The sequence below is a fragment of the Deinococcus arboris genome, assembly GCF_009755355.1.
GTDB lineage: Bacteria > Deinococcota > Deinococci > Deinococcales > Deinococcaceae > Deinococcus > Deinococcus betulae.
Genome location: NZ_WQLB01000007.1, coordinates 38,994 through 65,377, shown reverse-complemented (window position 1 = coordinate 65,377; position 26,384 = coordinate 38,994). Strand labels below are relative to the sequence as shown.

23 protein-coding genes are annotated in these 26,384 nt (G+C 66.7%); 15 read left to right on the top strand and 8 right to left on the bottom strand.

What is annotated here, in order from left to right; translation table 11 throughout:
• Positions 1-50: 50 nt before the first annotated feature.
• Entirely contained in the window at positions 51-1,049 is a 999-nt protein-coding gene (locus GO986_RS07055) for an MBL fold metallo-hydrolase (RefSeq protein ID WP_157458583.1), read from the bottom strand.
• 279 nt (positions 1,050-1,328) lie between these two features.
• Between GO986_RS07055 and GO986_RS07050 the strand changes: the two genes are divergently transcribed.
• Positions 1,329-1,958 carry a hypothetical protein gene (locus GO986_RS07050; RefSeq protein WP_157458582.1) on the top strand — a complete coding sequence of 210 codons (630 nt, stop codon included), beginning with the start codon at positions 1,329-1,331 and terminating at the stop codon, positions 1,956-1,958.
• Here the strand turns inward: GO986_RS07050 and mutL are convergent.
• A complete protein-coding gene (mutL, locus tag GO986_RS07045) occupies positions 1,945-3,597 on the bottom strand; it encodes a DNA mismatch repair endonuclease MutL (protein WP_157458581.1) in 1,653 nt (550 codons plus the stop codon). The genes GO986_RS07050 and mutL overlap by 14 nt on opposite strands.
• A gap of 248 nt (positions 3,598-3,845) precedes the next feature.
• Here mutL and GO986_RS07040 point away from each other — a divergent pair, with 248 nt between their 5' ends.
• A complete protein-coding gene (locus GO986_RS07040) occupies positions 3,846-4,610 on the top strand; it encodes an ABC transporter ATP-binding protein (protein WP_157458580.1) in 765 nt (254 codons plus the stop codon).
• Positions 4,607-6,301 carry a putative ABC transporter permease subunit gene (locus GO986_RS07035; RefSeq protein WP_157458579.1) on the top strand — a complete coding sequence of 565 codons (1,695 nt, stop codon included), beginning with the start codon at positions 4,607-4,609 and terminating at the stop codon, positions 6,299-6,301. The genes GO986_RS07040 and GO986_RS07035 overlap by 4 nt, the downstream gene beginning before the upstream one ends.
• A gap of 13 nt (positions 6,302-6,314) precedes the next feature.
• Here GO986_RS07035 and GO986_RS07030 read toward each other — a convergent pair whose 3' ends face one another.
• Complete coding sequence (locus GO986_RS07030; RefSeq protein WP_157458578.1) at positions 6,315-6,581, bottom strand: hypothetical protein; 267 nt, start codon at positions 6,579-6,581, stop codon at positions 6,315-6,317.
• 431 nt (positions 6,582-7,012) lie between these two features.
• On the opposite strand from GO986_RS07030, the gene GO986_RS07025 reads away from it, so the two are divergent.
• Positions 7,013-8,728, top strand: coding sequence for a hypothetical protein (locus tag GO986_RS07025; protein ID WP_157458577.1), 1,716 nt, complete (start codon positions 7,013-7,015; stop codon positions 8,726-8,728).
• Positions 8,729-8,748: 20 nt separating this feature from the next.
• On the opposite strand, the gene GO986_RS07020 is transcribed toward GO986_RS07025, so the two are convergent.
• Genes GO986_RS07020 through GO986_RS07010 form a run of 3 tightly spaced genes read right to left on the bottom strand, consistent with a single transcriptional unit; the run spans position 8,749 to position 11,018 of the window.
• Positions 8,749-9,045 carry a YciI-like protein gene (locus GO986_RS07020; protein WP_157458576.1) on the bottom strand — a complete coding sequence of 99 codons (297 nt, stop codon included), beginning with the start codon at positions 9,043-9,045 and terminating at the stop codon, positions 8,749-8,751.
• Positions 9,046-9,057: 12 nt separating this feature from the next.
• On the bottom strand, positions 9,058-9,795 hold the full coding sequence (locus GO986_RS07015) for a class I SAM-dependent methyltransferase (RefSeq protein WP_157458575.1): 738 nt from the start codon (positions 9,793-9,795) through the stop codon (positions 9,058-9,060).
• A gap of 5 nt (positions 9,796-9,800) precedes the next feature.
• On the bottom strand, positions 9,801-11,018 hold the full coding sequence (locus GO986_RS07010; protein WP_157458574.1) for a saccharopine dehydrogenase family protein: 1,218 nt from the start codon (positions 11,016-11,018) through the stop codon (positions 9,801-9,803).
• A gap of 56 nt (positions 11,019-11,074) precedes the next feature.
• Between GO986_RS07010 and GO986_RS07005 the strand changes: the two genes are divergently transcribed.
• From GO986_RS07005 to GO986_RS22565, 11 genes are all read left to right on the top strand, one after another.
• Complete coding sequence (locus tag GO986_RS07005; RefSeq protein ID WP_157458573.1) at positions 11,075-11,476, top strand: hypothetical protein; 402 nt, start codon at positions 11,075-11,077, stop codon at positions 11,474-11,476.
• A complete protein-coding gene (locus GO986_RS07000) occupies positions 11,473-11,808 on the top strand; it encodes a hypothetical protein (RefSeq protein WP_157458572.1) in 336 nt (111 codons plus the stop codon). The genes GO986_RS07005 and GO986_RS07000 overlap by 4 nt, the downstream gene beginning before the upstream one ends.
• A 491-nt stretch (positions 11,809-12,299) precedes the next feature.
• Entirely contained in the window at positions 12,300-13,265 is a 966-nt protein-coding gene (locus GO986_RS06995; RefSeq protein ID WP_157458571.1) for an NAD-dependent epimerase/dehydratase family protein, read from the top strand.
• Positions 13,262-14,077, top strand: a complete 816-nt coding sequence (locus GO986_RS06990) for an MBL fold metallo-hydrolase (RefSeq protein ID WP_157458570.1) — start codon at positions 13,262-13,264, stop codon at positions 14,075-14,077. The genes GO986_RS06995 and GO986_RS06990 overlap by 4 nt, the downstream gene beginning before the upstream one ends.
• Complete coding sequence (locus tag GO986_RS06985) at positions 14,074-15,393, top strand: F390 synthetase-related protein (RefSeq protein ID WP_157458569.1); 1,320 nt, start codon at positions 14,074-14,076, stop codon at positions 15,391-15,393. The genes GO986_RS06990 and GO986_RS06985 overlap by 4 nt, the downstream gene beginning before the upstream one ends.
• Positions 15,390-16,379, top strand: coding sequence for a 3-oxoacyl-[acyl-carrier-protein] synthase III C-terminal domain-containing protein (locus tag GO986_RS06980; protein WP_157458568.1), 990 nt, complete (start codon positions 15,390-15,392; stop codon positions 16,377-16,379). The genes GO986_RS06985 and GO986_RS06980 overlap by 4 nt, the downstream gene beginning before the upstream one ends.
• Positions 16,380-16,672: 293 nt before the next feature.
• A complete protein-coding gene (locus GO986_RS06975; protein WP_157458567.1) occupies positions 16,673-17,272 on the top strand; it encodes a macro domain-containing protein in 600 nt (199 codons plus the stop codon).
• 378 nt (positions 17,273-17,650) lie between these two features.
• The gene (gene aroA / locus GO986_RS06970) at positions 17,651-18,970 is read left to right on the top strand and encodes a 3-phosphoshikimate 1-carboxyvinyltransferase (protein WP_198170466.1); all 1,320 of its coding nucleotides are present in this window, start codon (positions 17,651-17,653) and stop codon (positions 18,968-18,970) included.
• A gap of 374 nt (positions 18,971-19,344) precedes the next feature.
• A complete protein-coding gene (locus tag GO986_RS06965) occupies positions 19,345-19,626 on the top strand; it encodes a YiaA/YiaB family inner membrane protein (RefSeq protein ID WP_157458565.1) in 282 nt (93 codons plus the stop codon).
• Between the two features lie 55 nt (positions 19,627-19,681).
• Positions 19,682-20,803 (top strand): PQQ-dependent sugar dehydrogenase, encoded by a 1,122-nt coding sequence (locus GO986_RS06960; protein WP_369409213.1) that lies wholly within the window; start codon positions 19,682-19,684, stop codon positions 20,801-20,803.
• 275 nt (positions 20,804-21,078) lie between these two features.
• Positions 21,079-25,455 carry an SNF2-related protein gene (locus GO986_RS22565; protein WP_369409212.1) on the top strand — a complete coding sequence of 1,459 codons (4,377 nt, stop codon included), beginning with the start codon at positions 21,079-21,081 and terminating at the stop codon, positions 25,453-25,455.
• 32 nt (positions 25,456-25,487) lie between these two features.
• Here the strand turns inward: GO986_RS22565 and GO986_RS06950 are convergent, their stop codons facing one another.
• Both GO986_RS06950 and GO986_RS06945 read right to left on the bottom strand, forming a co-directional pair.
• Positions 25,488-26,048 (bottom strand): hypothetical protein, encoded by a 561-nt coding sequence (locus tag GO986_RS06950; RefSeq protein WP_157458564.1) that lies wholly within the window; start codon positions 26,046-26,048, stop codon positions 25,488-25,490.
• Positions 26,045-26,362: a hypothetical protein gene (locus tag GO986_RS06945; protein ID WP_157458563.1), complete on the bottom strand. Its 318-nt coding sequence runs from the start codon at positions 26,360-26,362 to the stop codon at positions 26,045-26,047. The genes GO986_RS06950 and GO986_RS06945 overlap by 4 nt, the downstream gene beginning before the upstream one ends.
• Positions 26,363-26,384 lie beyond the last annotated feature (22 nt).

Genomic DNA, 26,384 nt, shown 5'->3' with positions numbered 1-26,384 from the left:
GAGGTCCGGGCGATCTCTGCTCTCTGTAGGTGTGACAGGTAGCCTATGTCTTATCCCGACAGAGTCCAGTCGTCGGGGAAGGCGGTGGCTGCAAAGGCTTCCTGCGCCACCGTCAGAAACTCGGGCCAGCGCTCGGGGGCGTAGCGGCGCGAGAGGTGCAGCAGCCGCAGCGCCCCCACGCCACTGTCGGCGGCCAGTCGCGCCACCCTGTCGGCGGTGGTGTGGTGGTGGCGGGCGGCCAGGTCGGCGTCTTCCGGCAGGTACTGGGCCTCGGCGTACAGGATCTCTACCCCGGCCAGCCAGGAGGTCAGGCGGGTGTGGGCCGCGTCGTCCAGCAGAAAATCAGTCAGGTAGGCCACGCTCTGGCCCGGTTCGCGGCGCAGCAGGGTGCGGCGAAGTTGCTCGGCGTCGCGGGGGCCGGCGGGGGTGTCGAGCAGCTCCGGCTGGCCGCTTTTCAGGGCGCTCAGCCACGGCCCGCCCGGCAGGCCCAGCGCCCGTAGCGCCGCCGGGTCAATGTTCACCCGCTCGGGTTCCTGCACCCGGTAGCCCAGGCTGGCCCCGTGATGGGCCAGTGTCACCGCCGAGACGCTCAGGTGCGGGGTGCTCAGCAGTGGGCCGTCCTGGGCCCGCTGACCCGCGCTGTGCATCACGGCAAAGGCCTCCTCGGCCCGGAACAGAAAGGTCTGTATCTCGCCCGGCCCCACGTCGTGGACGTGCCACACGCCGCGCAGGTCAGGCGCGTGGTTCCACCAGAAGCCCTGAAAGCGGTGGTGCAGGATGCGCGCCGTTCCTGGCGGTCCCCAGATGTGGTTCTCGCGCGTCTGGCGGTCAAAGTTGACGCGGAAAAAGGCGTCAAAGCCGCTGATGTGGTCCATATGAAGGTGCGAGAGCAGCAGGTGGTCAACCTCCTGCACGGTGGCCAGGGGCAGGCTTTCGGCGGTGCCGGCGCCGCAGTCGAGCAGCAGGCGCGTGCGGCCCTGGCCCGATTCGGCGCTGACCAGCAGCGCGTTGTCGGCCGCTGGGCGGCCCAGAACAGTGACATGAAGCATGGGGGGAGCCTCCACCTGACTTGGAGTCAACGGGTCAGGTTCAGTGAAAAGAGTGGGTGACAGATAGAGCGCTGACCAGCTGGCGCTCTTGCGGCCGATGGGTGGAAGAAATTCCGAGGCCTTCCAGTGGTTCGCCGGAGCGGAGGGAGGCACCCGCATGGTGGCATCCTGCGCCGTCAGGCAGCATCCGCCCAGTGACGTAAGCCTGACACAGACCGCTGTAACGAACTTCACGCTGGCCGACATGAGATTGACGCGCCCGGCCCATGCTGCCGCCCGATGACTCTTCTGGCCCGGATGTTCCTTGTGCTGAGCCTCTTTTCCCCGCTGGCCTCGGCCGCCACCCTGGAAATCGGCGGTGAGATTCGCAATCCGCAGGCGCTGAGCCAGGTGGGGCCGGGTGCCGTGAGCATCCTGCTGACCAACCTCAGTGAAGGCTGGCTGCTGGGGGCAGGCCGGGTCAGTGGGGCGCGCTTTCACATCGCTCTTCCGCAGACGTTCAAGCCGCCCGTCCAGCCCCTGAGTGTCTGCGCGGGGGTCAAGGTGGCCCCGGCGGGCGCCCGCACCTACACCGCCGAAACCCTGCTGGCCTTTCATGCGGGCAGCAATTCGCTGGCCACCGTCGTGCAGGCCGATCACCCCACCAGCCCCACCCGGCGCGGGCAGTGGATGTATAGCGACCGCACCGTGACGCTGAAGGGGCGCTGCGCCGGCCTGAACACCTATTACAACCTCACGCTGCGCCAGGGCTGGACCGGCGTGATGACGGTGTCGCGCGACGGCCGCTTTGAGGTCACGAACGCGGCGGCCCGGCTGCCCTACTGGGTGCAGCCCGTCATGACCCGCGCGGCCCGCACCACCTTTCCGGTGCTGTTCAGCGGCCAGCGCAGCGCCCTTACCGCCCGCTGACGCCGGGCGCGGCGTCGCGGCCCCGTGGCACGTCGCGCACACCCCGGCGCCCGAAGGCGTGGGCCAGGTCGCGTTCGCTCAGGCGCAGGGTGGTGGGGCGGCCGTGGGGACAGGCCCAGGGCTGCTCGCAGCCTGACAGCGCCGCCAGCACCGCCTCGCCCCGTGCGTGGTCCAGCATGCCGGCTTTCAGGGCCGGGGCGCAGGCCAGACGCGCCAGCACGTCCCGCGCCGGGTCGCTGCCGGTGCCCAGCGCGGCTTCGACAATCTGTTCGTGTAAGCGGGGCACCGGCAGCGCGGCCAGGGCGGCGGGCAGCGCGCGCAGCCGCGCCAGGCCGGCCCCAAAATCCTCGATGGCCAGGCCCCAGGCGTGCAGGGCCGGGGCGCGTTCGTGCAGGCAGGCCAGTTGCTCGGGCGTCAGGTGCAGCAGCTCGGGCTCGGGGAGTTCCAGGGGGGGCGCGGCCTGCACCTCGCGGCGCAGCTGCTCGTAGAGGGCACGCTCGTGCGCGGCGTGGGCGTCCACCACCCACAGGTCGCCCTCGCCCTGGGCCAACAGGTACAGCTCCTGATACACGCCCACCAGGCTCAGTGCTGGAAAGTGGCCGTGGGGAGTGGGCGGCGCAGCATCTGGCGTCAGCAGGGCGGGCGCGGCGCGCACCAGCGGGTGCCCGGCCAGCGCCGCCTCCACGGCCGCGCGCACCCCAGCTGCCACCGCCCCCAGATCGGCCAGGGCCACGATCTGCTTGGCGGGGTGAACGTTGGGGTTGTGTTCCTCCGGGGCCACCGTCAGGTCCAGCACGCACAGCGGCGCCGTCCCGGCCGGCAGAAGCTCGGCGTAAGCGTCAATCACGGCGCGTTCCAGTTCAGGTGGGGCCAGCACCGGGCGGCCATTGACGCTGAAATGCATGCGGTCGCGCCGGGGCCGCGTGAGTTCGGGGCGCGAGACCACCCCGCGCACGGCGCCGCTGCTCACGGGCAGCACGCGGTTGGCGTTCAGGGCACCGTACACGCTGGCGACGGCGCCCCGGTGGTCGGCAGGGGCGTGCGTCAGCCGCACCTCGCCGTCCACGGTGAGGCGCCAGTGCAAGCCCGGCCAGTGCAGCACGTAACGGCCCAGCAGCGCCGTGACCTCGCGCGCCTCGGTGGCGGAGGGTGCCTGGGTGCGCAGGCGACCAGGCAGCCGCGCAAACAGCCGCCGCACGGTGACAGTGGTGCCGGCCGGGGCCGAGGTGCGGCTGACCCCCACCTCGTCGCCGCAGGCCTGCACCTCGGCGGCGCCCACCTGGGCGGCCGGGCGCGTGACCAGGTGCAGCTCGCCGGCCTGCGCCGCCGCCCACAGCGCCTCGCCCCGGAAGCCCAGGGTGGTCACCCGCAGCGCCGCCCCGCTGTCGGGGGCCAGCTTGCTGGTGGCGTGCCGGAGCGGCGCCAGCCCCACCGACCCGGCCGGAATGCCCGCGCCGTTGTCCCGCACCCGCACCAGGGTCAGGCCGCCGCCCTCCAGTTCAACCTCGATGCGGCTGGCGCCCGCGTCCAGCGCGTTGTCCACCAGCTCACGGACCACGTCCAGTGGGCGGGACACGACCTCACCCGCCGCAATCAGGCGCGCGACGTGATCCGGCAGAACGTGAATAGGGTGGCCCATGTGCCCGGTCAGGGTAGCGCCCTCTTTGCCGGGCATTGCTGAGCTGGATTCCAGTCGTGGGCGGCCTCGGGGCGGCGGGGAAAGTGTGGCACAGGCCATGAAGCAGGGGCGGACCAGTCCCGGCCGCGCCGTGTTTGGCATCATCTGCTCTCAGGACTGAAAGTGGCGCATCCGGCACAGCTCACCTCAACGCCCCTCTCACCCAGAACGTAACCCCCCTGTCAGACGCGGCCCCCTACGCTGGCCGCATGATCGAAGTCCAGAACTACACCAAGCGCTATGGGCGGCACGAGGCGGTCAGCAACCTGAGCTTCACGGTGCAGCCCGGCGCGGTGTTTGGGCTCCTGGGCAGCAACGGCGCGGGCAAGACGACCACCATTCGTGCCCTGGTGGGGCTGACCCGCCCCACGGCCGGCACCGTGCGTGTGCAGGGCCACGATGTCTGGACCGAGCCGCTGCGTGCCAAGGCGGCCTTTGGTTACATCCCTGACCGGCCCTATCTGTACGGCAAACTGACGGCCCGCGAACTGCTGCGCTTCGTGGGCCAGCTGTACGGGGTGCAGGGCCCCGACGCCGAGATTGACCGCTGGCTGGCTTTCTTTCGCCTGACTGAGTTTGGGAACGAGCCCATCGAAACCTATTCCCACGGCATGCGGCAAAAGGTCGCCATCATCGCCGCGCTGCTGCCCGACCCCCCGGTCCTGATTGTGGACGAGCCGATGGTGGGCCTGGACCCCCACGCCGCGCGGCAGGTGCGCGAACTCTTCCGGGCACACGCCGACCGGGGCCGCACGGTGCTGCTGACCACCCATTCCCTGCCACTGGCCGAGGCTGTGTGTGACCGTCTGGTGGTGCTGGACCGGGGCAAGGTGCTGGGCGAGGGCACGATGGATGAGCTGCGGGCGCAGACCGGAACGGCCGCTGGCGGCGTACACGGCGACAGCCTGGAGCGCATTTTCTTCCGGCTGCTTGAAGAGGAGCAGGCCGCGCAGGCACAGGTGGCCGGGGCATGACGGTGCGCCCTGCGCCTGGGACCCGGCCCGGGCCGCCCCCCAGCCTGTGGGCCTTGAAGCTGCGGGCGCTGCGGCGCACGGTCCAGCGTGGCCCCAGGTGGGGCTATGGGCTGGTGGGCCTGCTGGCCGCCCTGCTGCTGACCGGGGAGGTGTACGGCACCTGGCGGGCACTGAGCTTTCTGGGCCGCTTCGGGGACATCGGCCTGAATGTGTTTGCGCGGGTGCTTGAAATTGGTTTGATCACCCTGTCCAGCGGCGTGACGTTCAGTGCGACGACGGCGGCCATCTCGACGCTGTACCTCAGCGACGACCTGAATTTTCTGTTGACGCAGCCCATTGCCACGGTGCGCGTCTTTGCCTTGAAGGTGAGCGAGACCTTCCTGAATGCCGCCCTGGTGCCCCTGTTCCTGAGTGTGCCGCTGCTGATGACGGTGGCCGTGTACTTTGGGGCGCCGCTCTGGGCCTACGGCGTCATGCTGCTGGCGGCTGTGCTGGTCTTTGCGGCCCCGGTGGGGCTGGGCGCCCTGCTGGCCGTGGGGCTGATGCGCGTCGCCCCAGTGGGCCGCGTACGAGAAGTCAGCACGGCCCTGGGCGTCCTGATCAGCGCCGGGCTGGTCTATGCCATTCGCGCCCTGCGCCCCGAGGTGCTGGTGCAGAGGCTCCAGGACCCGGCCCAGGTCGAAACCGTGCTGCGTAACTTTGCTGGGCCGGGCAGTCCTTTGCTGCCGCCTTCGTGGGCCGCGCAGGGGGTGTGGCAGGCTGCACAGGGCCGACTGGCGCCGGCGCTGCTGCCCCTGTTGCTGCTGACTGCCGGGCTGCTGGTGGCCGCCACCCTGCTGGCGGCCCGCGCCTACCAGGAGGGCTGGGCGCGGGCGCTGGATTCCAGCACGCCGAGGCTGGACCCCCGGCCGCGCCGCGCCGGCTGGGCCGAGCGGTCGCTGGCTAGGCTGGGACGCGGCGGCAGCCTGGCCAGTAAAGACCTGCGCGTGACCCTGCGTGACCCCACCCAGTGGAGTCAGCTCCTAGTCGTGGCTGCGTTGGCGGGCGTGTATCTGGTCAGTGTGCGGGCTGTGCCTATTCCCGTGCCGCAGTTCCGGGGCATCCTGGGCTATATCCAGCTGGCGTTTCAGGGCTTCATCGTGGCGGGGGTGGCGGTGCGGCTGGCGTTTCCCGCCGTTTCGACCGAAGGCCGCGCCTACTGGCTGCTGCGCACAGCTCCTATCGCTCCGCGCCAGATTGTCCTGAGCAAGTTTCTGGGCGTGTTGCCTGTCACGCTGACGCTGGGGCTGGGCATGGGCCTGGCGGGCGCCCTGAGCCTGAATCTGGGGCCGACGCTGCTGCTGCTGAGCGGCTTGGTGAGTGTCAGCAACGCCTTTGTCATTACCGCGCTGGGTGTGGGTTTGGGGGCGGCGGCGCCCCGGTTTGACGCCGATAACCCTGCCGAAATTGGGGTCAGCCCTGGCGGCCTGGCCTTTATGGGCCTGAGCCTGGCGTACTCGGTGCTGTGCTTGCTCCTGCTCGCGCGGCCGGCAGCGGGGAGCGTGCTGCGCCCTGACCTCTATCCGGGGTATTCCGCGCTGGGGACAGTCGAGGGGGTACTGGGATTGATAGGTCTGGCGCTGATGACGGGACTGGGGACGTGGCTGAGCTTGCGGGTGGGGTGGAGGCGGCTGGATCTTAAGAGTGAGTAGGCTTATTAGGAGATCAGGCTGCTTGCCGGTAGCTACCCAACATTTGTACCAGAACAATGGTAAACCTTAAATCTGGCAAAAACTGGCCAGCAAACACTAAGTCATCTTCAAATTTGACGAGGAAAGAGCACTCCAAACGCGTTAAAGAGGCCGGAGGAAAATCCTGATACGCCTTCTGCAACAAAGCCCTACCTTCGGACAGCTGGCCATCGCGAATGGCCTGGCCGGCAGCTATGTATCTGGCAATCCGCTCAAGAGTGTGTAACTCAGGCACTGTCATGGCCTTAGGCTAAATGTCGGTTGCAGAGGTAATTTCTCTGGGGCACGCTAAATAGATTGGATCAAAAAATCTAAGTGTATATCGCTCAGAATTCTGTCGATTCCTATCCTTGTCTTATAGATGCGACCTCTACCTGCTCTCATCAGAAACGCAATGGTATCTACATATACTAAAAGTCAGATGAAGATTATCTCTTTGGCTGCTGTTTTGCTCCTCTTGTGTACAGAAGTTAATGCCTCATCTTGGTGGGTCGTTCCTCCCCAACCTCCTGGGTTTTCTTGCCCTCCTGGCAAACATCCTCAATACTCCTATGGTGCTTGGCGATGTGATGACCCCCAATTTCCCGAGCCCGGCAGTGGGGGCGGGATATGGCCTGAAGCCGTACAATAGCTTGATGCTTTATCTGCTTAGTGGAGTCAATTAAATCGTCAATGCTAGATCCCTTACCTGATTTATTGGACTATGCAGCTTTAACTGATTGGTCGGATCAGCATGAAGCTAAAGGATATACATATAATGATTTCATTGAGGTTTTTTTAAGCCAGAAGACTGCTATTGGTTACTACCGTGCATGTATATTCGCGCTAAGAATACAGCCTCGTCCACTAGAAGATACTGTTGAGTGGTTACAGCAGGCTTATTTAAAAGGCGACGAGATGTTAAGGCTTATGGTGTTGGCATTAAGAATCAATGCCAACATTAGGATACCCTTTCTGAAAGGTGTTGCGGAAGCTAACGGCCCTCGCGAAGGCATCGTTGTTTTGCGAGGGCTTTGGAGTGAGATTAATAAGCTTAATGGTCATCCGCTCAGGCTAGAAGCTGAGCTGCGTATTACATATGGTTTAATGCAAGCACACATTGTTTTGGGTGATACAGATCAAGTCGACTATCTCTCGCTCCGTCTGATTACTCTAGCATCTTTATTTGAGGGTAGTTCATTAAAATCATACTATGTGACTATGCGTAGCGGCGCTCTTGCTGTAAATGGCCACTGGAGTCAAAGTGTTGAGGTTTTATCGCAAGAGGGTATGTTTGATGAGACTGTTGGTCCTCAGAAGATCAGGATGGCTGCCATCAACTTATCCAACGGTTTAATTAATCTCGGAGCTCTTGACGCCGCTCTGAGCGCCATACATCGAGCACTTGAGGTGCAATCTGCTGACGTCATGCTACGCTCTCAGGAACAATGGGGGCGAGCACTTTACGGTCAATCGTCTCCAGAAGAGTCTTCCCTCTGCCCCGATCTCCCTCTTCAAGCTTGGCAGATAGAAGTGATGCATTTACTCGCTCGGGCAGAGGCAATGGCTCCGATCGGAAAAGCTCTAAATCAGCGAGAGCACTTGCTTCGGTCTATTCTGATTGAAACAGAGCGCTCGATTTCACACGATATTTTTGACGGTGACCTGTTATTCGGGCAATGGTTGAGGGGTCGCACACGGCTTCTTCTCAGCGAATATGGAATGGTCATGCAAGAGCTGACAGGTTTATCAGAGCCCTTGCGGGAGGAGCTGTATAACCGTGCGCTCCTTGCTGCCTTGAACTTAGAACTAGCCATGACCCCTTTGGAAACATTGCACGTCCCTTTGAAAGAAGCGGAGCAGCAATTCCGTAATGTATTTGAAGATGCAAATGTCATCAATTATGCAGCCCCTGAAGGTTTGGCTGCGTTGGTCGGACGCTGGCACCCGCAAGCAGCGGCTTATGCAGCGCTCATGCCTCAACCCATAAGAGAATTTCTTCCGGCGCTAGACTCAATTCTTCGGGTGCAAACCCGGGTAATGTGGCGAAATCAGGCTGTTCCGACACCCCTGGTGGCACACCTGACCCGGCTGGGGCTGCGTGTGCCCACTATTGGACTCTCTGTTGGCGGCAACGTGGCTTATCAAATTGCGCGGTTAGGCCGCAAGGAGAATGGGGTGTCCATATGGGGTCCCCTCGTCCCTGCTCTGCCACTGGTCGTAGCTTTGCTGAGGGGTGGCGAAGAGCACCGCTTGATTGCGCGCCGGGCTATCCAGGACTTTGGCCTTCTTCCTGTCAACCAACAGACTGACCCAGAAATGGCTAAGGTTGCAACTCTGTGGAAGAGTATTGCTGATAGTCAGAGCCCACTCTCTGAAGGCTTCCGAGCCCTACAGCAATTGAACTGATACTGGGCAAGCGTGAAAGGTTAGGGCTGTGTGGCTGCTTCTCGCCCCACCACCGTCATCCAGCGCCGGACTTCCCAGTGCCCCACCAGCCCGTTTAGAACGTAGGGGTCCGCCTGGGCGAAGGTTTCAGCTACTTCTGGACCTGCTCCCTGAAAGACCAGAACGGCGCCGTCGGCTGGATCGGCCAGGGCGCCGGCCAGTACCAGCTCGCCCCTAGCCTCAGCCGCTTTGGCATGGGCCAGGTGGAGGGTGCGGAGGGGCTCACGGCGGGTCAGATAGTCGGGCACGAGGTCGCGGTAAAACAGCAGATAGTGCATATGTGGCTCCTTTCAGCCCTGGGCCTGCGCGTCAATCAGGAGCGTCTGGGGGACCTGGGCCATCAGGCCCGTGCCTCCCGTCAGTTCGTGTAGACCGCGCAGGAGAAACTTGGCGGCCAAGAGATCATTGATCAGGGTCGAGAGGGTCCGGTGATACGCTCCCAGTCGCCCGCGCACGCCACTGCCGCCGGACTGCCAGTGCCCTTCTTGCTGGTACATCTGCACCCGGTAGGCCAGGCGCTCCCCAGCCTCATCCAGCACGAAGCGGGGCGCCGTCTCTTCGTGAAACGGCGCCTCAAAGCAGGGGTGCAGCAGCGAGAAGACGAAGCGGCCCCCTGGCACTAGCACCCGCGCGGCGGCCCCGAACAGCGCGCGGTGGTCGGGAATGTCCATCAGGGCCAGCTTGGACACGGCTGTGTCCACCGAGGCAGTCGGCACCGTGGACAGGGTGTGCGCGTCGTCTACCCGGAATGTCAGGCGAGGGTCAGCGGCGCGCTGATTGGCCACCTCAACCAGTGCTGGGGCCAGGTCAATGCCCAGCACCGACGCTGGCCCAAAGGCACACAGCCGCCGGGCCAGGTGCCCCTCACCGCAGGCGATATCCAGCACCCGTTTGCCGGGCAGGTCTGGTCCCAGCAATTCGTCGTAGCGGGTCAGGAGGGGATGCCAGAAACTCTCTGGGTCGGCCAGCAGCCGGTCCACGAAGGCGACGTAAAAGTCAGCCGCCGCCTCGTAGACTGGCCGCGGCATGGCCCTCAGTCCTTGACCAGCTCAATGCCTGCCAGCTCGTCAATCGGCAGGCCCCACTTGTTCATGGCGTCGAAGAAGGGATCGGGGTCCAACTGCTCCACATTCCAGACGCCGGGCTGCAGCCAGTCGCCACTGAGCATCAGCATGGCGCCGATCATGGCCGGCACGCCGGTCGTGTAGGACACGCCCTGCGCCTGCACCTCGCGGTAGCAGTCGGCGTGGTCCTTGACGTTGTAGACGAAATGCACCTTGGGCTGGCCGTCCTTGCCAATCCCCTTGGCCTGCACGCCGATGCAGGTCTGGCCAGTGTAGTTTTCGGCCAGACTTTCGGGCGCGGGCAGCACCGCCTTCAGGAACTCGATGGGCGCAATCTGCTGCCCATTAAAGTCAATGGGCTCAATGGAGGTCATGCCGATGCCTTCGAGCACGTTCAGGTGCTTGATGTACGCCTCGCCGAAGGTCATCCAGAAGCGGGCGCGCTTGATGGTCGGGAAGTGCTTGACCAGCGATTCCAGCTCCTCGTGGTACAGCACGAAGCTCTTGCGGGTGGCGACTTTGGGGTAGTAGATGTCCTGGGCAATTTCCAGCGGCTGGGTCTCGACCCACTCGCCGTTGTCCCAGTAGCGCCCGTTGGCCGTGATCTCGCGGATGTTGATTTCTGGGTTGAAGTTGGTCGCAAAGGCCTTGCCGTGGTTGCCGTTGTTGCAGTCCACGATATCCAGGTAGTGAATTTCAGAGAAGTGGTGCTTGGCGTGGTGCGCGGTAAAGGCCTGGGTGGCGCCGGGGTCAAAGCCGCAGCCGAGCAGCGCCGTCAGGCCGGCCTCCTTGAAGCGGTCCTGGTAGGCCCACTGCCACGAATACTCGAACTTGGCCACGTCCTTGGGCTCGTAGTTGGCGGTGTCCAGGTAGTGCACGCCGGTTTCCAGGCAGGCGTCCATGATCGTCAGGTCCTGGTAGGGCAGGGCCACGTTGATGACCATCTTCGGGCCAAAGCGGCGAATCAGCTCCACCAGTTCGGGGACGTTGTCAGCGTCCACGGTGGCGGTCGTGAACACCGCTTTGCTCTCCGGCATGTGCTGCTTGATCTCCGCGACGATCTTGTCGGCTTTGCTGACCGTCCGGGTGGCGATCAGGACTTCCGAGAACACGCTGTCGTTCTGGGCGCACTTCTTGGCGACCACGTTGGCGACGCCGCCAGCTCCGATGATGATGACCTTGCTCATGGGGTGCAGTGTACCGTGAGGCTTCTGGCCTGGGCCGGCGCGCTACGCTGGACCGCGTGAGCAAGCGCCGCCCGGTTCCCACCCCACCGCCCCCCCCAGCCCCGGCGGGCCTGCGCGGCAGCGGCGACCTGCGCGAGGTCACGCCGGAGGTGCGCGCCCGTACCCAGCGCACTTTCTTGACCATCATTGTGGGCTTTTTTGCCCTGATTGGCGTGGTGGTCGCCACCCTGGCGGTGCAGGGCCGAGCGGTGCGCAACTACGCCGTGCGGGTGGCCGATGCGGTGCAGGCCACGTCGCCGTCTGCTAGCGTTGGTTACACCCAGACTTGCGCCCAGGTGCTACCCCGCGCATTGCCACGCGGCGCCCAGGCGTGCGAGGTAGCCGTGGACGGCGGCCAGGTCACCGTGACGGTGACGGTGCAGGGCGAGCGGCAATACCGCGTGACGAGGCCCGAATGAACACTCTTGCGCTGCGCCGCGCGCTGGTGCTGGGGGCGTTTGTGGCGATGCCGCTGCTGCTGGGGTGGCAGGCGCAGCAGGACCGCGCCGCCCGGACCCGCACCGCCCACACCTATACCCAGGCCGTCACGGACGCCGCGCGCCGTGCCTGGCAGGACGACCCTGGCAAGCCGTTTCTGGAGGTGGGCAGCGTGGAAAGCTGTCTAGGCCCCGCCTACCGGGGCGTGGCGGCGCCGGCGCGGCTCACGGCCTGCGAGGTCTCGCGGCTCCCGAACGGGTTTGAAGTCACGCTGACCCTGGGGACCCTGACCCTCTCTACCACCGCCCCCTGAGGGCCAGCACCATATTGGTGACCCCTTTGTTGAGCACTGCTGGCGGGGTCGAAACGGCCCTCAGGGGGTCCTGAATCTCAGCAACCGTCAGGGTAAAGACCCTGGCCTCACCCCTGTCAGCCGTCAGAGTTGATATCCGCCCTCATCGGCGGGCAGGGCGGATGCGCAGAGAGGGAGGTGGCCCAGTTCGGTTTGCCCACAGCCCAGGGTGAGGCCACTGCAAGCCGTACACGCGGATGTGCAGGGTTGGTTGGGCCCTCTGGGCCATCGTCGCGGCGCAGAAGTCAGCCGGGTGCTGGTGAGTTCCTGCGAGCGGGTGCGGGAAGCGGCGAAGGGAAGGGTCGTCATGGTGCCTGGCGTAAAGTGCGCGGCAGCTTCCTGGCCTGGGCCGCCCGGCGCAGCCCCCAGTCCGGCATCTGCCTCGCGGGCTCCTTTTAACCGCGTTCCAAGGTCGCGCTTCACGGGCCCTGAGGTCTCATACTCAGAGACCGATGAACGTCCTGGTTACGGGCGCAACAGGTTTTCTGGGCGGCGCGGTCGCCCGCCGCTTGGTGGCTGCTGGACATGAGGTGCGCGGCCTGGGGCGGGACGCGGCGCGCGGGGCCGAGTTGCAGGCGGCCGGGGTGACCTTTGTGCCCGCCGACCTGCGCGGGGCCGACTGGCGAACGCTGCTGCGCGGCACCGAGGCCGTGGTTCATGCGGCGGCCCGCTCGACCCTGTGGGGGCGCTGGGCAGACTTCCAGGCGGACAACATTTGGCCAAGCGGTGAACTGGCCCGCGCCTGCGCGGCGGCTGGCGCGCGCCTCGTTCACGTCAGCACGCCCAGCGTGTACAACGCCACGGGCCTGACCCGGCAGGTGCGCGAGGACACGCCGCTGGGCCCCCACTTTGACAGCCTCTATGCCCGCAGCAAGTGGCTGGCCGAAGAAGCGGTGCGCGCCGCCCTGCCGGACGCCACCGTGCTGCGCCCGCGCGGGATCTACGGCGTGGGAGACACCAGTCTGGTGCCCCGGCTGGCCCGTGCGCTGAAAACTGGGCGGCTGCCCCGCCTGACGCGGGCTGAGGTCTGGACCGAACTGACCCATGTGCGCAACGTGGTTCAGGCCGCCGAACTGGCCCTGATCCGCCCCGCGCCGGGGGTCTTCAACGTGACTGACGGGCAACCGGTCCCCCTCTGGGCCACGGTTGACCGCCTGGCCGACGCGCTGGCGTTGCCCCGCCCGGCCCGCTACGTTCCCGCGCGGCTGATAGAGGGCGCGGCCCACCTCCTCGAATTGGGCGCGCGCCTTCACCCGGCCCGGCCCGAGCCGCCGCTGACGGCCAGCGGCGTGCGCCTGCTGACCCGTCCCATGACGCTGGACCTGACCCGAGCCCGCGAGCGCCTGGGCTACGTGCCCGCCGTGACCCCAGAGGTGGGCCTGGCCGACGTTTTCGCCCACCTGAGGAGCCAACCATGAATTCAGTGCGGGTTCTTTCCCTCCAGGCCGGCGACTGCCTCAACCTGGCCGCCATCACCGAGCGCGGCGCCGCGTGGCGGGTGCAGGCGTACCCGGCGGGGTTTTCGCTGCTGCTACATCCCACCCGCGGCCCGGTGCTGTTCGACACCGGCTACGGGGCGCCCGTGCTGGGGGCCATGCGCCGCTGGCCGGGGGTGCTCTACGGCCTCGTGACCCCGGTGCGCCTGCGTCCCCAGGACACCGCGCGCGCCCAGCTGGCCGTGATGGGCTTTGCGCCTCAGGACGTGCGCCACATCATCGTTTCGCACCTGCACGCCGACCATGTGGGAGGCCTGCGCGACTTTCCACAGGCGACCTTTCACCTCAGCCGAGCGGCTTACGGACCCTTGCAGGGCCTCAGGGGCCTGCGGGCGGTGCGCCGGGCCTTTTTGCCCGAAGCGCTGCCGGACGACTTTGAAGCCCGCACCGAGTGGCTGAATTTCGCGCCGGCGCCGCCTGAGCTGGCCCCCTTTCCCGAGGTGGCGGACGTATTTGGTGATGGCACGGTGCAGGCTGTGCCGCTGCCCGGTCACGCGCCCGGCATGGTGGGGCTGCTGGTGCCCGAGGCCGAGGGCCTGACCGTCCTGGCCGCCGACGCCGCGTGGAGTGTGCGGGCCGGGCGCGAGGCCCGTCCGGTTCATCCCGTGGCCCGCGCCGCCTTTTTCGATCCAGCGCAGGAAGAGGCCAGCGGCGCGCGGCTGCGGGCCTTCTTGCAGGCCAATCCCCGCGCCCGCCTGCACGTCAGCCACGACACCCCGGAAGGCTGGCGATGAAGGCCTTGCCGACCCTGCTGGCCGCGCTGGACGACACGCGGCTGACCTTCCGCTGCCGCGCCGCCCTGGAGGCCCACCAGGCGCGGCTGGCGCATGGCCACCTGCGCTGGGTGGCCGCGCACAGTCCGGCAGTGGCCGCGCGGTTTCGGGCGGCTGGGCTGCCCCTGTCGCGCTGGCGCGAGTTACCCCCGACGGACAAGGCGCAGATGCTCGCCACCTTTGACACCCTGAACACGGTGGGGGTCACGCTGGAGCAGGCCCTGGCCACGGCCCGCCGGGCGGAACAGACCCGCGAATTCACCCCGCCACTCCTGACTCCACGCGGCCCGGTCACGGTGGGGCTGTCCACCGGCACCAGCGGCACCCAGGGCGTCTTTCTGGTCAGCCCTGAGGAGCAGGCGCGCTGGGCCGGCACCGTGCTGCGCGCGCTGCTGCCCGGCGGGCTGCGCGGCCTGACGCGGCGGCACCGCGTCGCCTTCTTTCTGCGCGCGGACAGCCCCCTGTACCGCAGCGTGGGCAGCCAGCGGCTGACCTTCCGATTCTTCGACCTGCTACGGCCCTTGCCCGACCTGGTGCAGGAGGTGACGGCCTATCGGCCCACCCTGGTGGTGGGGCCACCTGCGGTGCTGCGGGCCGTACAGGATGCGGGGGCCGCCCTGCGCCCCGACCGTGTAGTCAGCGTGGCCGAAGTGCTGGAGGACGACGATGCCCGGCGGCTGCACGCCTGGGGCCCGGTGGTGCAGGTGTACCAGGCCACCGAGGGGCTGCTGGCCCTGCCGTGTGAACACGGCGAGCTGCACCTGACCGAGGCGCACGTTCACTTTGACCTGGAGGCCGTGGGCGGCGGTCTGGTGAGGCCGGTCATCACCGACCTGCGGCGGCGGGCCCAGCCCTTTGTGCGGCACCGGCTGGACGATCTGCTGCGTCTGAAGGACGCTCCGTGCCCCTGTGGCCGGGCGGCGCGGCGTGTGGCGGCGGTTGTGGGGCGGCAGGACGACGCCCTGCGGCTGCCAGGTCCGGGCGGCCCGGTGACCGTGTGGCCTGACTTCCTGCGGGGGGCGCTGGCGGGTGTGCCGGACCTGCGCGACTACCGCGCCGAACAGACCAGCGAGGGGGCGCTGCGCCTCTTGCTTGAGCCGTGCACCCCAGAAACGGCGGCCGCCGCCACAGCTGCGGTCCGGGCGGCCCTGGCCCGCAGCGGGGCCGACCCGGCGCAGGTGACGCTGCGCGCTTCCACACTGCCGCCCCCTGTGCCCGGCACCAAGCGCCGCCGCGTGACCCGGAGCTGGCGGCCCGCAGCAGAGGAAATTCTATGACCCACCATCTGGGCGTTCGTGTTCTGGCCACCGCGCAGGCGTTGCCGTCGCGTGTGGTCCCAACCGCCGAGGTCGCCGCGCTGTGCGGCGTACCCGCCGAACTGGCCCTGAAACGCAGCGGTGTGCGGGAGCGCCGCTGGATTTCGGGTGCAGAAACGGCCCTGACCCTGGGGGCCCAGGCGGCCCGCGACGCCCTGGCCGCAGCGGGCCTGACGGTGGGCGATGTAGACGTGCTGCTGAACGCCAGCGGCAGTCAGCTGCAACCTATTCCCGACGGCGCCGCCCTGTTTGCCCGCGAACTGGGCCTGCGCGGGGCTGCCACCTACAGCCTGCACGGCACCTGCCTGAGCTTTCTGCTGGCCTTACAGCACGCCGCCCTGCTGATTCACACCGGACAAGCACGCCATGTCCTGATCATTTCCAGCGAGGCGGGCAGCCTGGGCCTGAACCCCGCGCAGCCTGAAAGCACGCTGCTGATTGGTGACGGGGCCGCCGCCGTACTGCTGGGGCCGCCCGAGCGGCCTGGGCAGGGCGTGCAGGCCGCGCGCATTGAAACCTACCCGGAAGGCGCCGATCACACCCGCATTCGGGGCGGCGGCACGCTGAAAATGCCGCAGCAGCCGGGGGTGCAGCTGGCCGACCTCACCTTTGACATGCAGGGCCTACAGGTACTGAAACTGGCCTCGCGGGTGGTGCCCGCCTTTCTGGAACGGCTGCGGCCGGGGCTGAGTACGGGTCTGCCCGGCATTGACCGGGTCGTGCCGCACCAGGCCAGTCAGGCGGGGCTAGACCTGATGGGGCGCTATGGGTGGCCGGCGGCCCAGATCGAAGTGACCCTGCCCACGCTGGGAAATGTGATTGCCGCTAGCCTGCCGCTGACCTTGCATCAGGCGCTGTCGCGGGGCACGGTGGGGGCAGGGGAGACGGTACTGCTGGTGGGGACCGGGGCGGGGCTGATTGCGGGCGGGGTGATTTTGAGGTTGTAGAGGGGTTGGCCGTGCTGGCCCCCTCCCCAGCCGAGAGAGGTCTTCGCCTGGCTGGGGAGGTCGTCGGTACGCCTGAGACCCAGTGAAGTTTCAAGGATGGTCTTCCTCACGAAAGCGGTGACTCGAAGCTCTGCTTGCAGACGATGAAGGGCTGAGACGACTGCTGCGTTCTGGAGGCGCCGACGGTGGCTTTCCGTCTGTTCTCCTTCTGCACAGCTCTTTGAGTCTGCTCGGAGTTCATCCAGCATGCGGCTGGATTCAACCGGAATCCGTATGACAAGCTGACACGAAGGATGCGCCCATCACTCACCCTTTACCTGCGGGACCGGAACGAAGAGGTCGTCTCCGGCTGGCAGCAGCAGTTCGCCTTGCTGCCGGATGTTCACGTCTCGCAGGGCGATATCTTCGATCTCCGGGCAGACGCGGTTCTCAGCCCTGCCAACAGCTTTGGTTTCATGGATGGGGGCATTGATCTCGTGTATACCCAGCGCTTCGGCTGGCAGCTGCAAGAACGCCTGCAAGACGAATTGCGCCGTCACTTCTTCGGAGAACTGCCAGTTGGTCAGGCCCTGGTGATCGAGACTTACGACGCCGAGATTCCGTACCTGATCTGCGCCCCCACCATGCGCGTACCGAGCCAGGTGCCCGAAAGCGTGAATGCTTACCTGGCGTTCCGGGCTGCCTTACTTGCGGTACGGGAGTTTCAGCAGGAGCACCCAGGAGCAATCACCTCGGTGATGAGCCCTGGGCTGTGTACGGCGATTGGCGGGATGCCAGGGAACCGCAGCGCCCAGCAGATGGCGGCGGCGTACGGCGTCTGTGTGCTTGGCCAGGAGAACCGTCCGATGACGCTGGGCCAGGCCGTTCAGGAGCACCACCGCCTGCTGAGCTGAGTGCTGAAGCGGGTTTCCTGCGCTGCGGCTCTGCTTCTACGGACAGACCAGTCGTGACACTACCGCTAGTGCGGGGGAGAGCAGAAGGGGGCACTGGCAAACTGCCACTGCTTCGACTGCGTATGGCGTCCCTATATCCAGCCTCGACGCCATCCTGTCGCTTCTTGCCTGCGCGTCCCAACCCCTCACCTGAATCTGGGTGAGAACAGGGCAAGGTGGCGTGGTGCGTATTTAAGGCTCCTCTTTTGAAGTGCTCGGTCGTTCCTCAAGCTGGAGAGGCCTCCAGATATGTGCTCCACCCTTCAGGTCCCTTTTGGCCTTCACCCCTGTCCATTTCCCTGTGCTTCCCCGCCTACTGAGCCCGCTACTCTGACCCGCATGGACGGCCTGCCGGAAAAGTTCGATGTCATCGTGTACCCCGCCGCAGAACTGCGTGGTGAACTGCGGGCGCAGCCCAGCAAGAACTACACCACGCGCTACCTGCTGGCCGCCGCGCTGGCTCAGGGCGAAACGCGCGTGGTGGGGGCCGCGACCAGCGAGGACGCGGGGGCCATGTTGCGCTGCCTGCGCGACTGGGGCGCGGGCGTGGCCCTGGTGGGCGAAGACGTGGTCATTCGCGGCTTCGGCGCGCGGCCCAGTGCGGGCGTCACCCTGAATCCGGGCAATGCGGGGGCCGTGGCGCGCTTTCTGATGGGCGTGGCGGCCCTGACCACGGGCACCACCTTCGTCACCGATTACCCCGATTCCCTCGGCAAGCGGCCCCAGGGGGACCTGCTGGAGGCATTGGAGCGGCTGGGCGCGCGCATACAGAGCCAGGAGGGGCGGCTGCCCGCCACCATCAGCGGGCCAGTGCGCGGCGGGGTGGTGGAGGTCAGCGCTGAGCGGTCCAGCCAGTACGCCAGTGCACTGATGTTCCTGGCGCCGCTGCTGTCAGGCGGCCTGGACCTGCGCCTGACGGGCGACATCAAGAGTCACGCCCCGCTGCGGCAGACGCTGGACACGCTGGCAGCCTTTGGGGTGCAGGCCAGCGCGGCGGGTGACCTGAGCCGCATCACCATTCCGGGCGGGCAGGCCTACCGCGCCGGGCGCGTGACGGTGCCCGGCGACTATCCCGGCAGCGCGGCGATTCTGGCGGCGGCCGCCACCCGCCCGGGTGTGGTTCGCCTGACCAACCTGCGCGAACACGACCTTCAGGGCGAGCGCGAGGCCCTGGCCGTCCTGCAAGAAATGGGCGCCGATCTGACCCGCGAGGGCGACACTGTGACGGTGCGAGGTGGTCAGCCGCTGCACGCGGTCACGCGCGACGGCGACGGCTTTACCGATGCCGTGCAGGCCCTGACGGCGGCGGCCGCGCTGGCCAGTGGCACGACCACCTGGGAGAATGTCGCCACCCTGCGCCTGAAGGAATGCGACCGCATCTCGGACACCCGGCGCGAGTTGGAGCGGCTGGGCCTGACGGTGGAGGAGACGGCAGACAGCCTCACCGTGACGGGGACTCCGGCCCTGGCCGGAGGCGTGACCGCTGACGGACACGGCGACCACCGCATGATCATGCTGCTAACTGTGCTGGGCCTGAATGCTCAGGCGCCTCTGCGGATTACTGGCGCGCACCACATCCGCAAGAGTTACCCGCAGTTTTTCCGGCATCTGGAGGCGCTGGGCGCCCGCTTCGAGTACCCCGAGGCCACCCGCGCCTGAAGGAGAAGAGGTTTGCGCCGCTCGCATCTCCCTTTGCAAGGAACTGGGTGAGTGCAACCCGCATGGCGTTGATTCGGGGGCCGACCGCCGCAGGCTCTGAGCAGGCTTGTGACAGAGCAGCCGCAGCGGCGGGCTAACAGCGATAGCGGAGCAGGCTGACGCCCTTCTGGCGTGCCCTGGAAGTCAGCGCACTTCTGTGAGGAGCTGGGGGCACTGAGCTGCGTGTTTTGGCCGCTTCGCCCTTGTCTCAGCCCCCGCTTCTCAACGCTGTCACTCTCCCGATGCCCCAACTTGGACGCTGTGCAGATGCGGCAACGGGCCGGTCCAGGCCTCTCTACACTGAGGGTCAGTTCCCTTACCCGGAGGCCCAGCCCATGACCCAGTACACAAACCCCGACCTTCACGGTGACTCGCCCGCGTGGCTCAGTTTTATCTGGATTGCGTTTCTCGTCAGCCTCAGCCTGATGGTGCTGGGCATCTACTTCATTCCGGTGGACTGGTGGATTAAGGGCTACCTGTATATGGGCACCCTGTTCCTGACTGCCAGCACCCTGACCCTCAGCAAGAGCCTGCGCGACAAGCATGAACACGAGCGCCTGGTTAACCGCGTCAAGAGTGCACGCACCGAGCAGGTCCTCAGCAAGTACGAAGGCTAAGCGGCCGCTGAGCGCCCCGCCATCTGCGCCTCACCCCGCCCTGCTGTGATGGGGCATGACCCCACGTGCCTGCGCCGCCCTGCTTACGCTCGCCCTGATGGGCACCGCCTGCACCCAGTCGGGCACCAGGCCTGAGCCCACCCCGCCGGAGACGAGTGGGTTCACCGTTCCGGCGGGCTTTGCGGTCACCCTGTACGCCGAAGGCTTTAAAAAGCCGCGCCTGATGACAGTGGCCAGCAACGGTGACGTGCTGCTCAGCGACACGGAAGCAGGGACGGTCTACGTCCTGCCCGACCGCAACCGCGACGGCAAGGCCGACAGCAAAGAGGTGTATGCCAGCGGCCTGAATCAGCCGCACGGCCTGGCGATTCAGGGCGGTTTTCTGTACGTGGCCAACACCGACGGCGTGGTGCGCTTTCCCTACGCGGCGGGCGACACGAAGGCCAGCGGAACGGCGCAGGCGGTGGTGGCGCTGCCGGCGGGCGGCGGCCACTCCACCCGCACGGTGGTGTTCGGGCCTGACGGCCGCATGTATGTCTCGGCCGGCAGCACCTGCAATGTCTGCGAGGAAACAGATCCCCGCCGCGCGGCGGTCTGGGTCTACGACGCCGACGGCAAGAACGGCCGGTTGTTTGCCAGCGGCCTGCGCAACGCCGTGGGCCTGGAGTGGTCAGGGGGGCAGCTGTACGCCACCAACAACGGACGCGACCAACTGGGCAACGACATTCCCCCCGAAGCCTTCTGGGGCGTGACAGACGGCGGCTTTTACGGCTGGCCGTACTGCTACCCCACCCAGGCCGGTCAGCCGCAGGTCTGGGACAGTAATTTTGGCAAACGCACGGCGGCCACTTGTACGGGCGCCGCCCCGGCCCTGGGGCTCACCACCGCGCACTCGGCGCCGCTGGGCCTGGCGTTTTACACGGGCACCACCTTCCCGGCCGCCTACAAGGGGCAGATGTTCGTGGCGCTGCACGGCAGCTGGAACCGCACTGAAAAAAGCGGCTACAAGGTGATTACAGTCAATCCCCAGACCGGCCAGACCGCCGATTTCCTGACCGGCTTTCTGAAAGGCGATGCCGTCGCTGGCCGCCCGGTAGACCTCGCCGTGGCGAGAGACGGCGCCCTCCTCCTTACCGACGACGGGGCTGGCAAGGTCTGGCGGATTCAGGCCCGCTGACAGCGGCTGCCCGTTCCACTGAGGGGCTCACCATACCCCTCCACTGTCGCCGCTGCGTCTGACGGAGACTCACTGTGTTCGCCTCGGTGTGGTTGAGGATCTTAACCCTTAACCACGCTGAGTTCTGTTGTGAGGACTCGCCTCCGGGTCACGTCCAACAACCTCCACCGCTTTTTTCCTGGGCGCGCTAGACTCGGGGGCGTGTTTGTTCCCGCCGCATTGCCGCTCCTCGCCCTTGTGTCGGGACGGGCTGCCCGCTCCGCACCCCGCGCGCCGTGAAGCTCAGCCGCCTGCCGCCTGGGTTCGCCCTGGACACTGCCGCGCAGGGACTGGCGCTGCGCGCCGAAGCCGTGCAGGATATCCAGAGCGCCTGGACCGACCTGGGCTGGCACGCCGAGGCCAATGTGACCGACGGCGGCATGGTGTACCACGCCACGGCCGACCTGCTGCCGCCGCCCGACCCGCAGCTGCGGGGCTCCAGCTGCACCTGTGGCCGTTACCGCTGCCGGCATGTGGCCGCTCTGGTGCTGTCCACCGACCCGCCGCCCGGCCCGCGCCCGGTCCCCAAAGACGCTGCGCCCGAGGACGCGCCGGCTGAAGAACCGCTGGACGCCCGCACCCAGCAGTGGCTGGCTTCCTTTACCGAGAGCCGCAGCCCCGGCCGGGGGAGGCAGTTTGAACTGCGCTACGTGCTCCGTCTGCTGCCCCCCAGCAGCACGGTGGGCGGCGCGCGGCGGGTGGCGCTGCGGCTGGTGCGCCTGCCGGTGCGCAGCGAGGGCGGCGCCGACCTGCGCGGAGCCGAAACCTACGCGCTGCCCCGGACGCTTTCGACGGCCCCTGCCTTCGCGCGGCGCGACGCAGGCCTCCTGCGGCTGCTGGAGGTGGCGGCCACCCCCACCCACGAACCTGGGCGCTGGCAGGAAGAACTGCACGCCCTGAACGACCACCCGGCGGCCGACCTGCTGCTGGAGCAGTTGCTGGAAACGGGCCGCCTGTGCTGGGAGCGCCCTGAACTGCCTCTCTTGCGGGGACCGGACCTGCGCGGCACCCTGGCCTGGCTGGCCGACGGGCGCGGCGCCCAGACGCCGACCCTTCACCTGGAAGATGCGCCCAACGCTGTGGTGCTGCCCACCCCGCGCCCCTGGGGGGTGCAGCCTCAGGCGCAGCAGCTCTGCCGCGTGCAGGTGGGCGCGCCCGCCGACACAGTGGCGCGCTTTCTGGCGGGGCCGGCCCTGCCCCCCGCGCAGGCGGTGGCGCTGGCCCACGCCATCACGGCGTCTGGACTGAACCTGCCCATTCCCCAGACGGTGCAGGTGCGCGAGGAGCGGCTGCCCTATACCCCGCAGCTGCACCTGAGCGCGCGCCCGGCCCTCCACCACGCTTATAGCGGCGCCCGCACCCCGGTGACGCTGCCCGTCGCCGAACTGCGCCACGCCTACGCGGGCCTGACGGTACCCGACGCCCACAGCCCCGGTGGGCCGGCCGTGTTCCGGGGCGGCGTCCTGACCCGCGTGACCCGTGACCCGGAGGCTGAGCGCGAGGCCGCGCACACCGTCGCCCTGGCCGGCTTTCTGACCCTGGATGACGCTTACGGCCACGAGTACACTCTGAGCGCCCCTGGCGACACCGAGACCCTGCTGACGGCCGGCGACGACGACGCCTGGATGGACTTCATGCGCCGGGGCCGGGCTGACCTGGAACTGCAAGGGGTCAGTGTCCACGTTCACCCCGATTTTCCCCTGAATTACGCCGAGATTACCGACTGGTACGGCGAGGCCGACGACAGCCACGGCGGCTGGTTCACCCTGGACCTGGGCATTGTGGTGGACGGTCAGCGCCTCTCGCTAATCCCTATCCTGGCCGACCTGATCGCCCGCCAGCCGCACCTCTTTACCCCTGAAGCCCTGGCGGACCTGCCCGACGATGAGGTGCTGCACGCGTCCCTGGACGATGGCCGCCGCGTGGCGCTGCCTGCTGGCCGGGTGCGGGCGATTCTGGGCGTGCTGGTGGAGTTGAATCTGCGTGACCTGCCGCCAGGGCCCCTGAGGCTCCCGCTGCTGGACGCCGCCCGCCTGGCCCAACTGGAAGAGGCGGTGCAGGCCCGCTGGCTGGGCGCCGAGCGTCTGCTGGAACTGGGGCGCCGCCTGCGCGACTTTACCGGTGTGCGTGACATCGAGCCGCCGCCGGGGCTAAGGGCGGACCTGCGCCCCTATCAGCGGCAGGGCGTGGCCTGGCTGCAATTCCTGCGGGAATACGAGATGGGCGGCATTCTGGCCGACGACATGGGGCTTGGTAAGGCGCAGCCACTGGACGCCCGCCTCCTGACGCCGCTGGGCTGGCGCCGAATGGGCGAGGTGCAGGTGGGGGACCACGTTATCGGCCGTGACGGCCGCCCTACTCGGGTGATTGGCGTCTATCCACAGGGGAAGCGGCCTATCTACCGCGTGACCCTGACCGACGGCGCCAGTGTGGAGGTGGACGAGGAGCATCTCTGGGCTGTGAACACTCCAGTTCGCAAGCGGCGCGGCCTGCCGGAACGGGTGCTGACCACCGCGCAGATTCGGGCCTCGCTGACCGACGCGGCAGGCAACCTTAGGCATTACCTCCCGGTGGTGGAGGCGGTGCAGTTTGCGCCGCAGGCCTTATCCGTTGACCCCTATACCCTGGGTGCTCTGCTGGGTGACGGCCACCTGACGCACGGGTTGGGCATTACATCAGAAGACGAGTTGGTTGGGGCCCTGGCGTTGCCTGCGGGCGTGGAAGCCCGGCACGCCGAGCGCCTGACGGAACGGGTCAGCACCTACCGACTGGTGAGTGGCGGGCGCTGGACCCCCAACCCGCTGAAAGATGACTTGAAAGCCCTGGGTCTGCACGGCTGCAACGGCCGGGCCAAGTTCATTCCGGAGGTGTACCTGCGCGGCAGTCCCGAACAGCGACTGGCGGTGCTGCAAGGCCTCCTGGATACCGACGGTTACGCAGGCGTGGTGATTGAGTACACCAGCGTGTCCGAAGCCCTGGCGCGCGGCGTGGTGGAACTGGTGCAGTCGCTGGGGGGCACTGCCCGTCTCCGGCAGAAAGTGACCACGCACGTCTATCAGGGCGAGAGGCGCACCGGCCACGCCTGGCGCGTGACACTCAAGCTGCCTGCGCACCTTGACCCTTTCCGGCTGACCGCCAAACTGGCTGCATATCGCCGCCCCACCAAGTACCCACCCAGCCGGGGCATCAAGAGCATCGAGTACGTGGGCGAAAAGGAAGCCCAGTGCATTGCCGTGGCTGCCGCCGACCGGCTCTATGTCACTGAGGCTTATATCGTCACGCATAACACGGTACAGGCCCTCGCGCACCTGCTTCTGGAGAAAGACTCTGGCCGAGCCGACCGCCCCAGCCTCGTCGTGGCGCCCACCAGCGTCATCGGCAACTGGCAGGCCGAAGCCGCCAAGTTTGCCCCAGAGCTGCGGGTGCTGACCCTACACGGCAAGGACCGCCGCGCCCAGTTTGCCCAGATTCCGGCCCATGACCTCGTGCTGACCACCTACCCGCTGCTGCCACGTGACATCACCGAGCTGGGCGGGTTTTCCTACCACCTGGTCATTCTGGATGAGGCCCAGAACATCAAAAACACGCGCACGGCGGCGGCCAAGGCGGCGGGCAGCTTGTCAGCCCGGCACCGGCTGGCGCTGACCGGCACGCCGCTGGAAAACCACCTGGGCGAGCTGTGGTCGCAGTTCAACTTTCTGGCCCCAGGTCTGCTGCACGACGAAAAGACCTTCCGTGACCTCTACCGCACGCCCATCGAAAAGCGCGGTGAGGCCAGTCGCCGCGCCGCCCTGTCGGCCCGCGTGCGCCCCTTTATCCTGCGGCGCGAGAAGCGGGACGTGGCGCGCGAACTGCCGCCCAAGACCGAGATTCCGGTGCGCGTGACCCTGGACGGCGATCAACGCGACCTTTACGAAACGGTGCGGGTCACCACCGAAACGCGGGTGCGCGAGGAATTGCGTGCGCGGGGCCTGGCGCGCAGCACGATTGCCATTCTGGACGCGCTCCTGAAGCTCCGGCAGGCGGTCACCGACCCCAGGCTGGTCAAACTGGAGGCCGCGCGCGGCGTGCAGGGCAATGCCAAGTTCGACTGGCTGCAAACCCACCTGCCGCAAATGGTGGAAGAGGGCCGCCGCGTACTGATTTTCAGCGGCTTTGCCACCTTGCTGCGTCACCTAGAAGACTGGCTGCGCGAAGAAGGCATGCCGTATTCCATGATTACTGGCAGCACGCAGGACCGCCAGGGTCAGATTGACGCCTTTCAGAGCGGCAAAACCCACGTCTTCCTGATTACCCTTAAAGCGGGCGGCGTGGGCCTGAACCTGACGGCCGCCGACACCGTGATTCACTACGACCCCTGGTGGAACCCGGCGGCCGAGGAGCAGGCGACGGACCGCGCCTACCGGATTGGTCAGGACAAACCGGTCTTCGTTTACAAACTGATTGCGGCGGGCAGCGTTGAGGAGCGCATTCTCGACCTCCAAGCCCGCAAAGCCAGCCTGGCGCGCGGCATTCTGGACGGTGGGCTGAGCGACGCCACCCAACTGACGACGGCTGACCTGGACCGGTTGTTTGCACCACTGGAAGACGAGGAAGATGTGGTGGCTGGCTAAAACGGGTGTGTCTTGCCGTGTGTGCCTGCCGCTTAAGGGCAATCTCGGAACGTCAGGCCTGTCTTTCCACTCTGCCTTTCGGAAAAGTTCAAAGTATGCCCAAAAGTCCAGGGGAACGAGCCAGCACCCTGGTAGCTGAAAGAGTACGTTCCAGGCTGCGCGTACCTATATGAAATGGGAAGGTCGAACGTATGCGTCCTCATGACCTCTCCGTCTCCCCACGTCAGCACGAGGTCTTCATCTCTCTGCGGTTCGCGGTAGTCAAAAAGGGAAACTGTGACCAGAACGTCGTCCTGCTCCTTGATTTCCAGATGCGCGACTCTTCTCGGCCAGCGCAGCGAGTTGCTCAGGTATGGAGTCCAGACTGTCTCAATAGTTTCGTAAGTGCCGCCGTGGTCCTGGCCCAGAAGCCATTCAAGCTCGCGCGCTTCTCTTAACCCCATGCCGAAGGCGTCCATCGCCAGGGCGTAAGCTTCAAATCTGCTGACCTCTGGGCGGGTCAGAAGGTCCCGCGCGAGCGCTGTGCCTGAAGTGCCTTGCCGAGCCTGCCGCCGCAGGTCCAGAACGAGGCGAACGCGGCCACTGACGTTCATGTGTTCTCCTGTGAGGCGGCGACCTGTGGATTAGTGGATGAAAAGGACACCTGCCGCCCCACAATGTCCTGCGCCAGTGACCCTTTAAGTTTTGCGATGACCACTGCGGCGGCGGCCTGGGGAGAGCCCGTGCTTAGTTCCCTGTCAACACACTCAACCCCCAGCACCTGCAAAGAGCGGTGGTCATGGGGGGCGGGAAAGCCACTGACCCAATCGCCTTTCCTGACCGTGCCTTCAAGGTCGGCCAGTTCCAGCGCCCAGCCTCTTCCATGAACTTGAAAGGCGGCACTCACGACAGCGGAGGCGTTTGGCATGGGTTCAAACTTATAGGCAGGA

What these genes read in the sequence shown, in the direction of transcription:
- GO986_RS07025 (WP_157458577.1), top strand. Translation starts at nt 7,013, where the DNA reads ATGCTAGATCCCTTACCTGATTTATTGGACTATGCAGCTTTAACTGAT.
- GO986_RS06980 (WP_157458568.1), top strand. Translation starts at nt 15,390, where the DNA reads ATGACCCACCATCTGGGCGTTCGTGTTCTGGCCACCGCGCAGGCGTTG.
- GO986_RS07015 (WP_157458575.1), bottom strand. Translation starts at nt 9,795, where the DNA reads ATGCCGCGGCCAGTCTACGAGGCGGCGGCTGACTTTTACGTCGCCTTC.
- GO986_RS06985 (WP_157458569.1), top strand. Translation starts at nt 14,074, where the DNA reads ATGAAGGCCTTGCCGACCCTGCTGGCCGCGCTGGACGACACGCGGCTG.
- mutL (WP_157458581.1), bottom strand. Translation starts at nt 3,597, where the DNA reads ATGGGCCACCCTATTCACGTTCTGCCGGATCACGTCGCGCGCCTGATT.
- GO986_RS07050 (WP_157458582.1), top strand. Translation starts at nt 1,329, where the DNA reads ATGACTCTTCTGGCCCGGATGTTCCTTGTGCTGAGCCTCTTTTCCCCG.
- GO986_RS07030 (WP_157458578.1), bottom strand. Translation starts at nt 6,581, where the DNA reads ATGACAGTGCCTGAGTTACACACTCTTGAGCGGATTGCCAGATACATA.
- GO986_RS06960 (WP_369409213.1), top strand. Translation starts at nt 19,682, where the DNA reads ATGACCCCACGTGCCTGCGCCGCCCTGCTTACGCTCGCCCTGATGGGC.
- GO986_RS06945 (WP_157458563.1), bottom strand. Translation starts at nt 26,362, where the DNA reads ATGCCAAACGCCTCCGCTGTCGTGAGTGCCGCCTTTCAAGTTCATGGA.
- GO986_RS07010 (WP_157458574.1), bottom strand. Translation starts at nt 11,018, where the DNA reads ATGAGCAAGGTCATCATCATCGGAGCTGGCGGCGTCGCCAACGTGGTC.
- GO986_RS06990 (WP_157458570.1), top strand. Translation starts at nt 13,262, where the DNA reads ATGAATTCAGTGCGGGTTCTTTCCCTCCAGGCCGGCGACTGCCTCAAC.
- GO986_RS07035 (WP_157458579.1), top strand. Translation starts at nt 4,607, where the DNA reads ATGACGGTGCGCCCTGCGCCTGGGACCCGGCCCGGGCCGCCCCCCAGC.
- GO986_RS07055 (WP_157458583.1), bottom strand. Translation starts at nt 1,049, where the DNA reads ATGCTTCATGTCACTGTTCTGGGCCGCCCAGCGGCCGACAACGCGCTG.
- GO986_RS06965 (WP_157458565.1), top strand. Translation starts at nt 19,345, where the DNA reads ATGACCCAGTACACAAACCCCGACCTTCACGGTGACTCGCCCGCGTGG.
- GO986_RS07020 (WP_157458576.1), bottom strand. Translation starts at nt 9,045, where the DNA reads ATGCACTATCTGCTGTTTTACCGCGACCTCGTGCCCGACTATCTGACC.
- GO986_RS07040 (WP_157458580.1), top strand. Translation starts at nt 3,846, where the DNA reads ATGATCGAAGTCCAGAACTACACCAAGCGCTATGGGCGGCACGAGGCG.
- aroA (WP_198170466.1), top strand. Translation starts at nt 17,651, where the DNA reads ATGGACGGCCTGCCGGAAAAGTTCGATGTCATCGTGTACCCCGCCGCA.
- GO986_RS07000 (WP_157458572.1), top strand. Translation starts at nt 11,473, where the DNA reads ATGAACACTCTTGCGCTGCGCCGCGCGCTGGTGCTGGGGGCGTTTGTG.
- GO986_RS06950 (WP_157458564.1), bottom strand. Translation starts at nt 26,048, where the DNA reads ATGAACGTCAGTGGCCGCGTTCGCCTCGTTCTGGACCTGCGGCGGCAG.
- GO986_RS06995 (WP_157458571.1), top strand. Translation starts at nt 12,300, where the DNA reads ATGAACGTCCTGGTTACGGGCGCAACAGGTTTTCTGGGCGGCGCGGTC.
- GO986_RS06975 (WP_157458567.1), top strand. Translation starts at nt 16,673, where the DNA reads ATGCGCCCATCACTCACCCTTTACCTGCGGGACCGGAACGAAGAGGTC.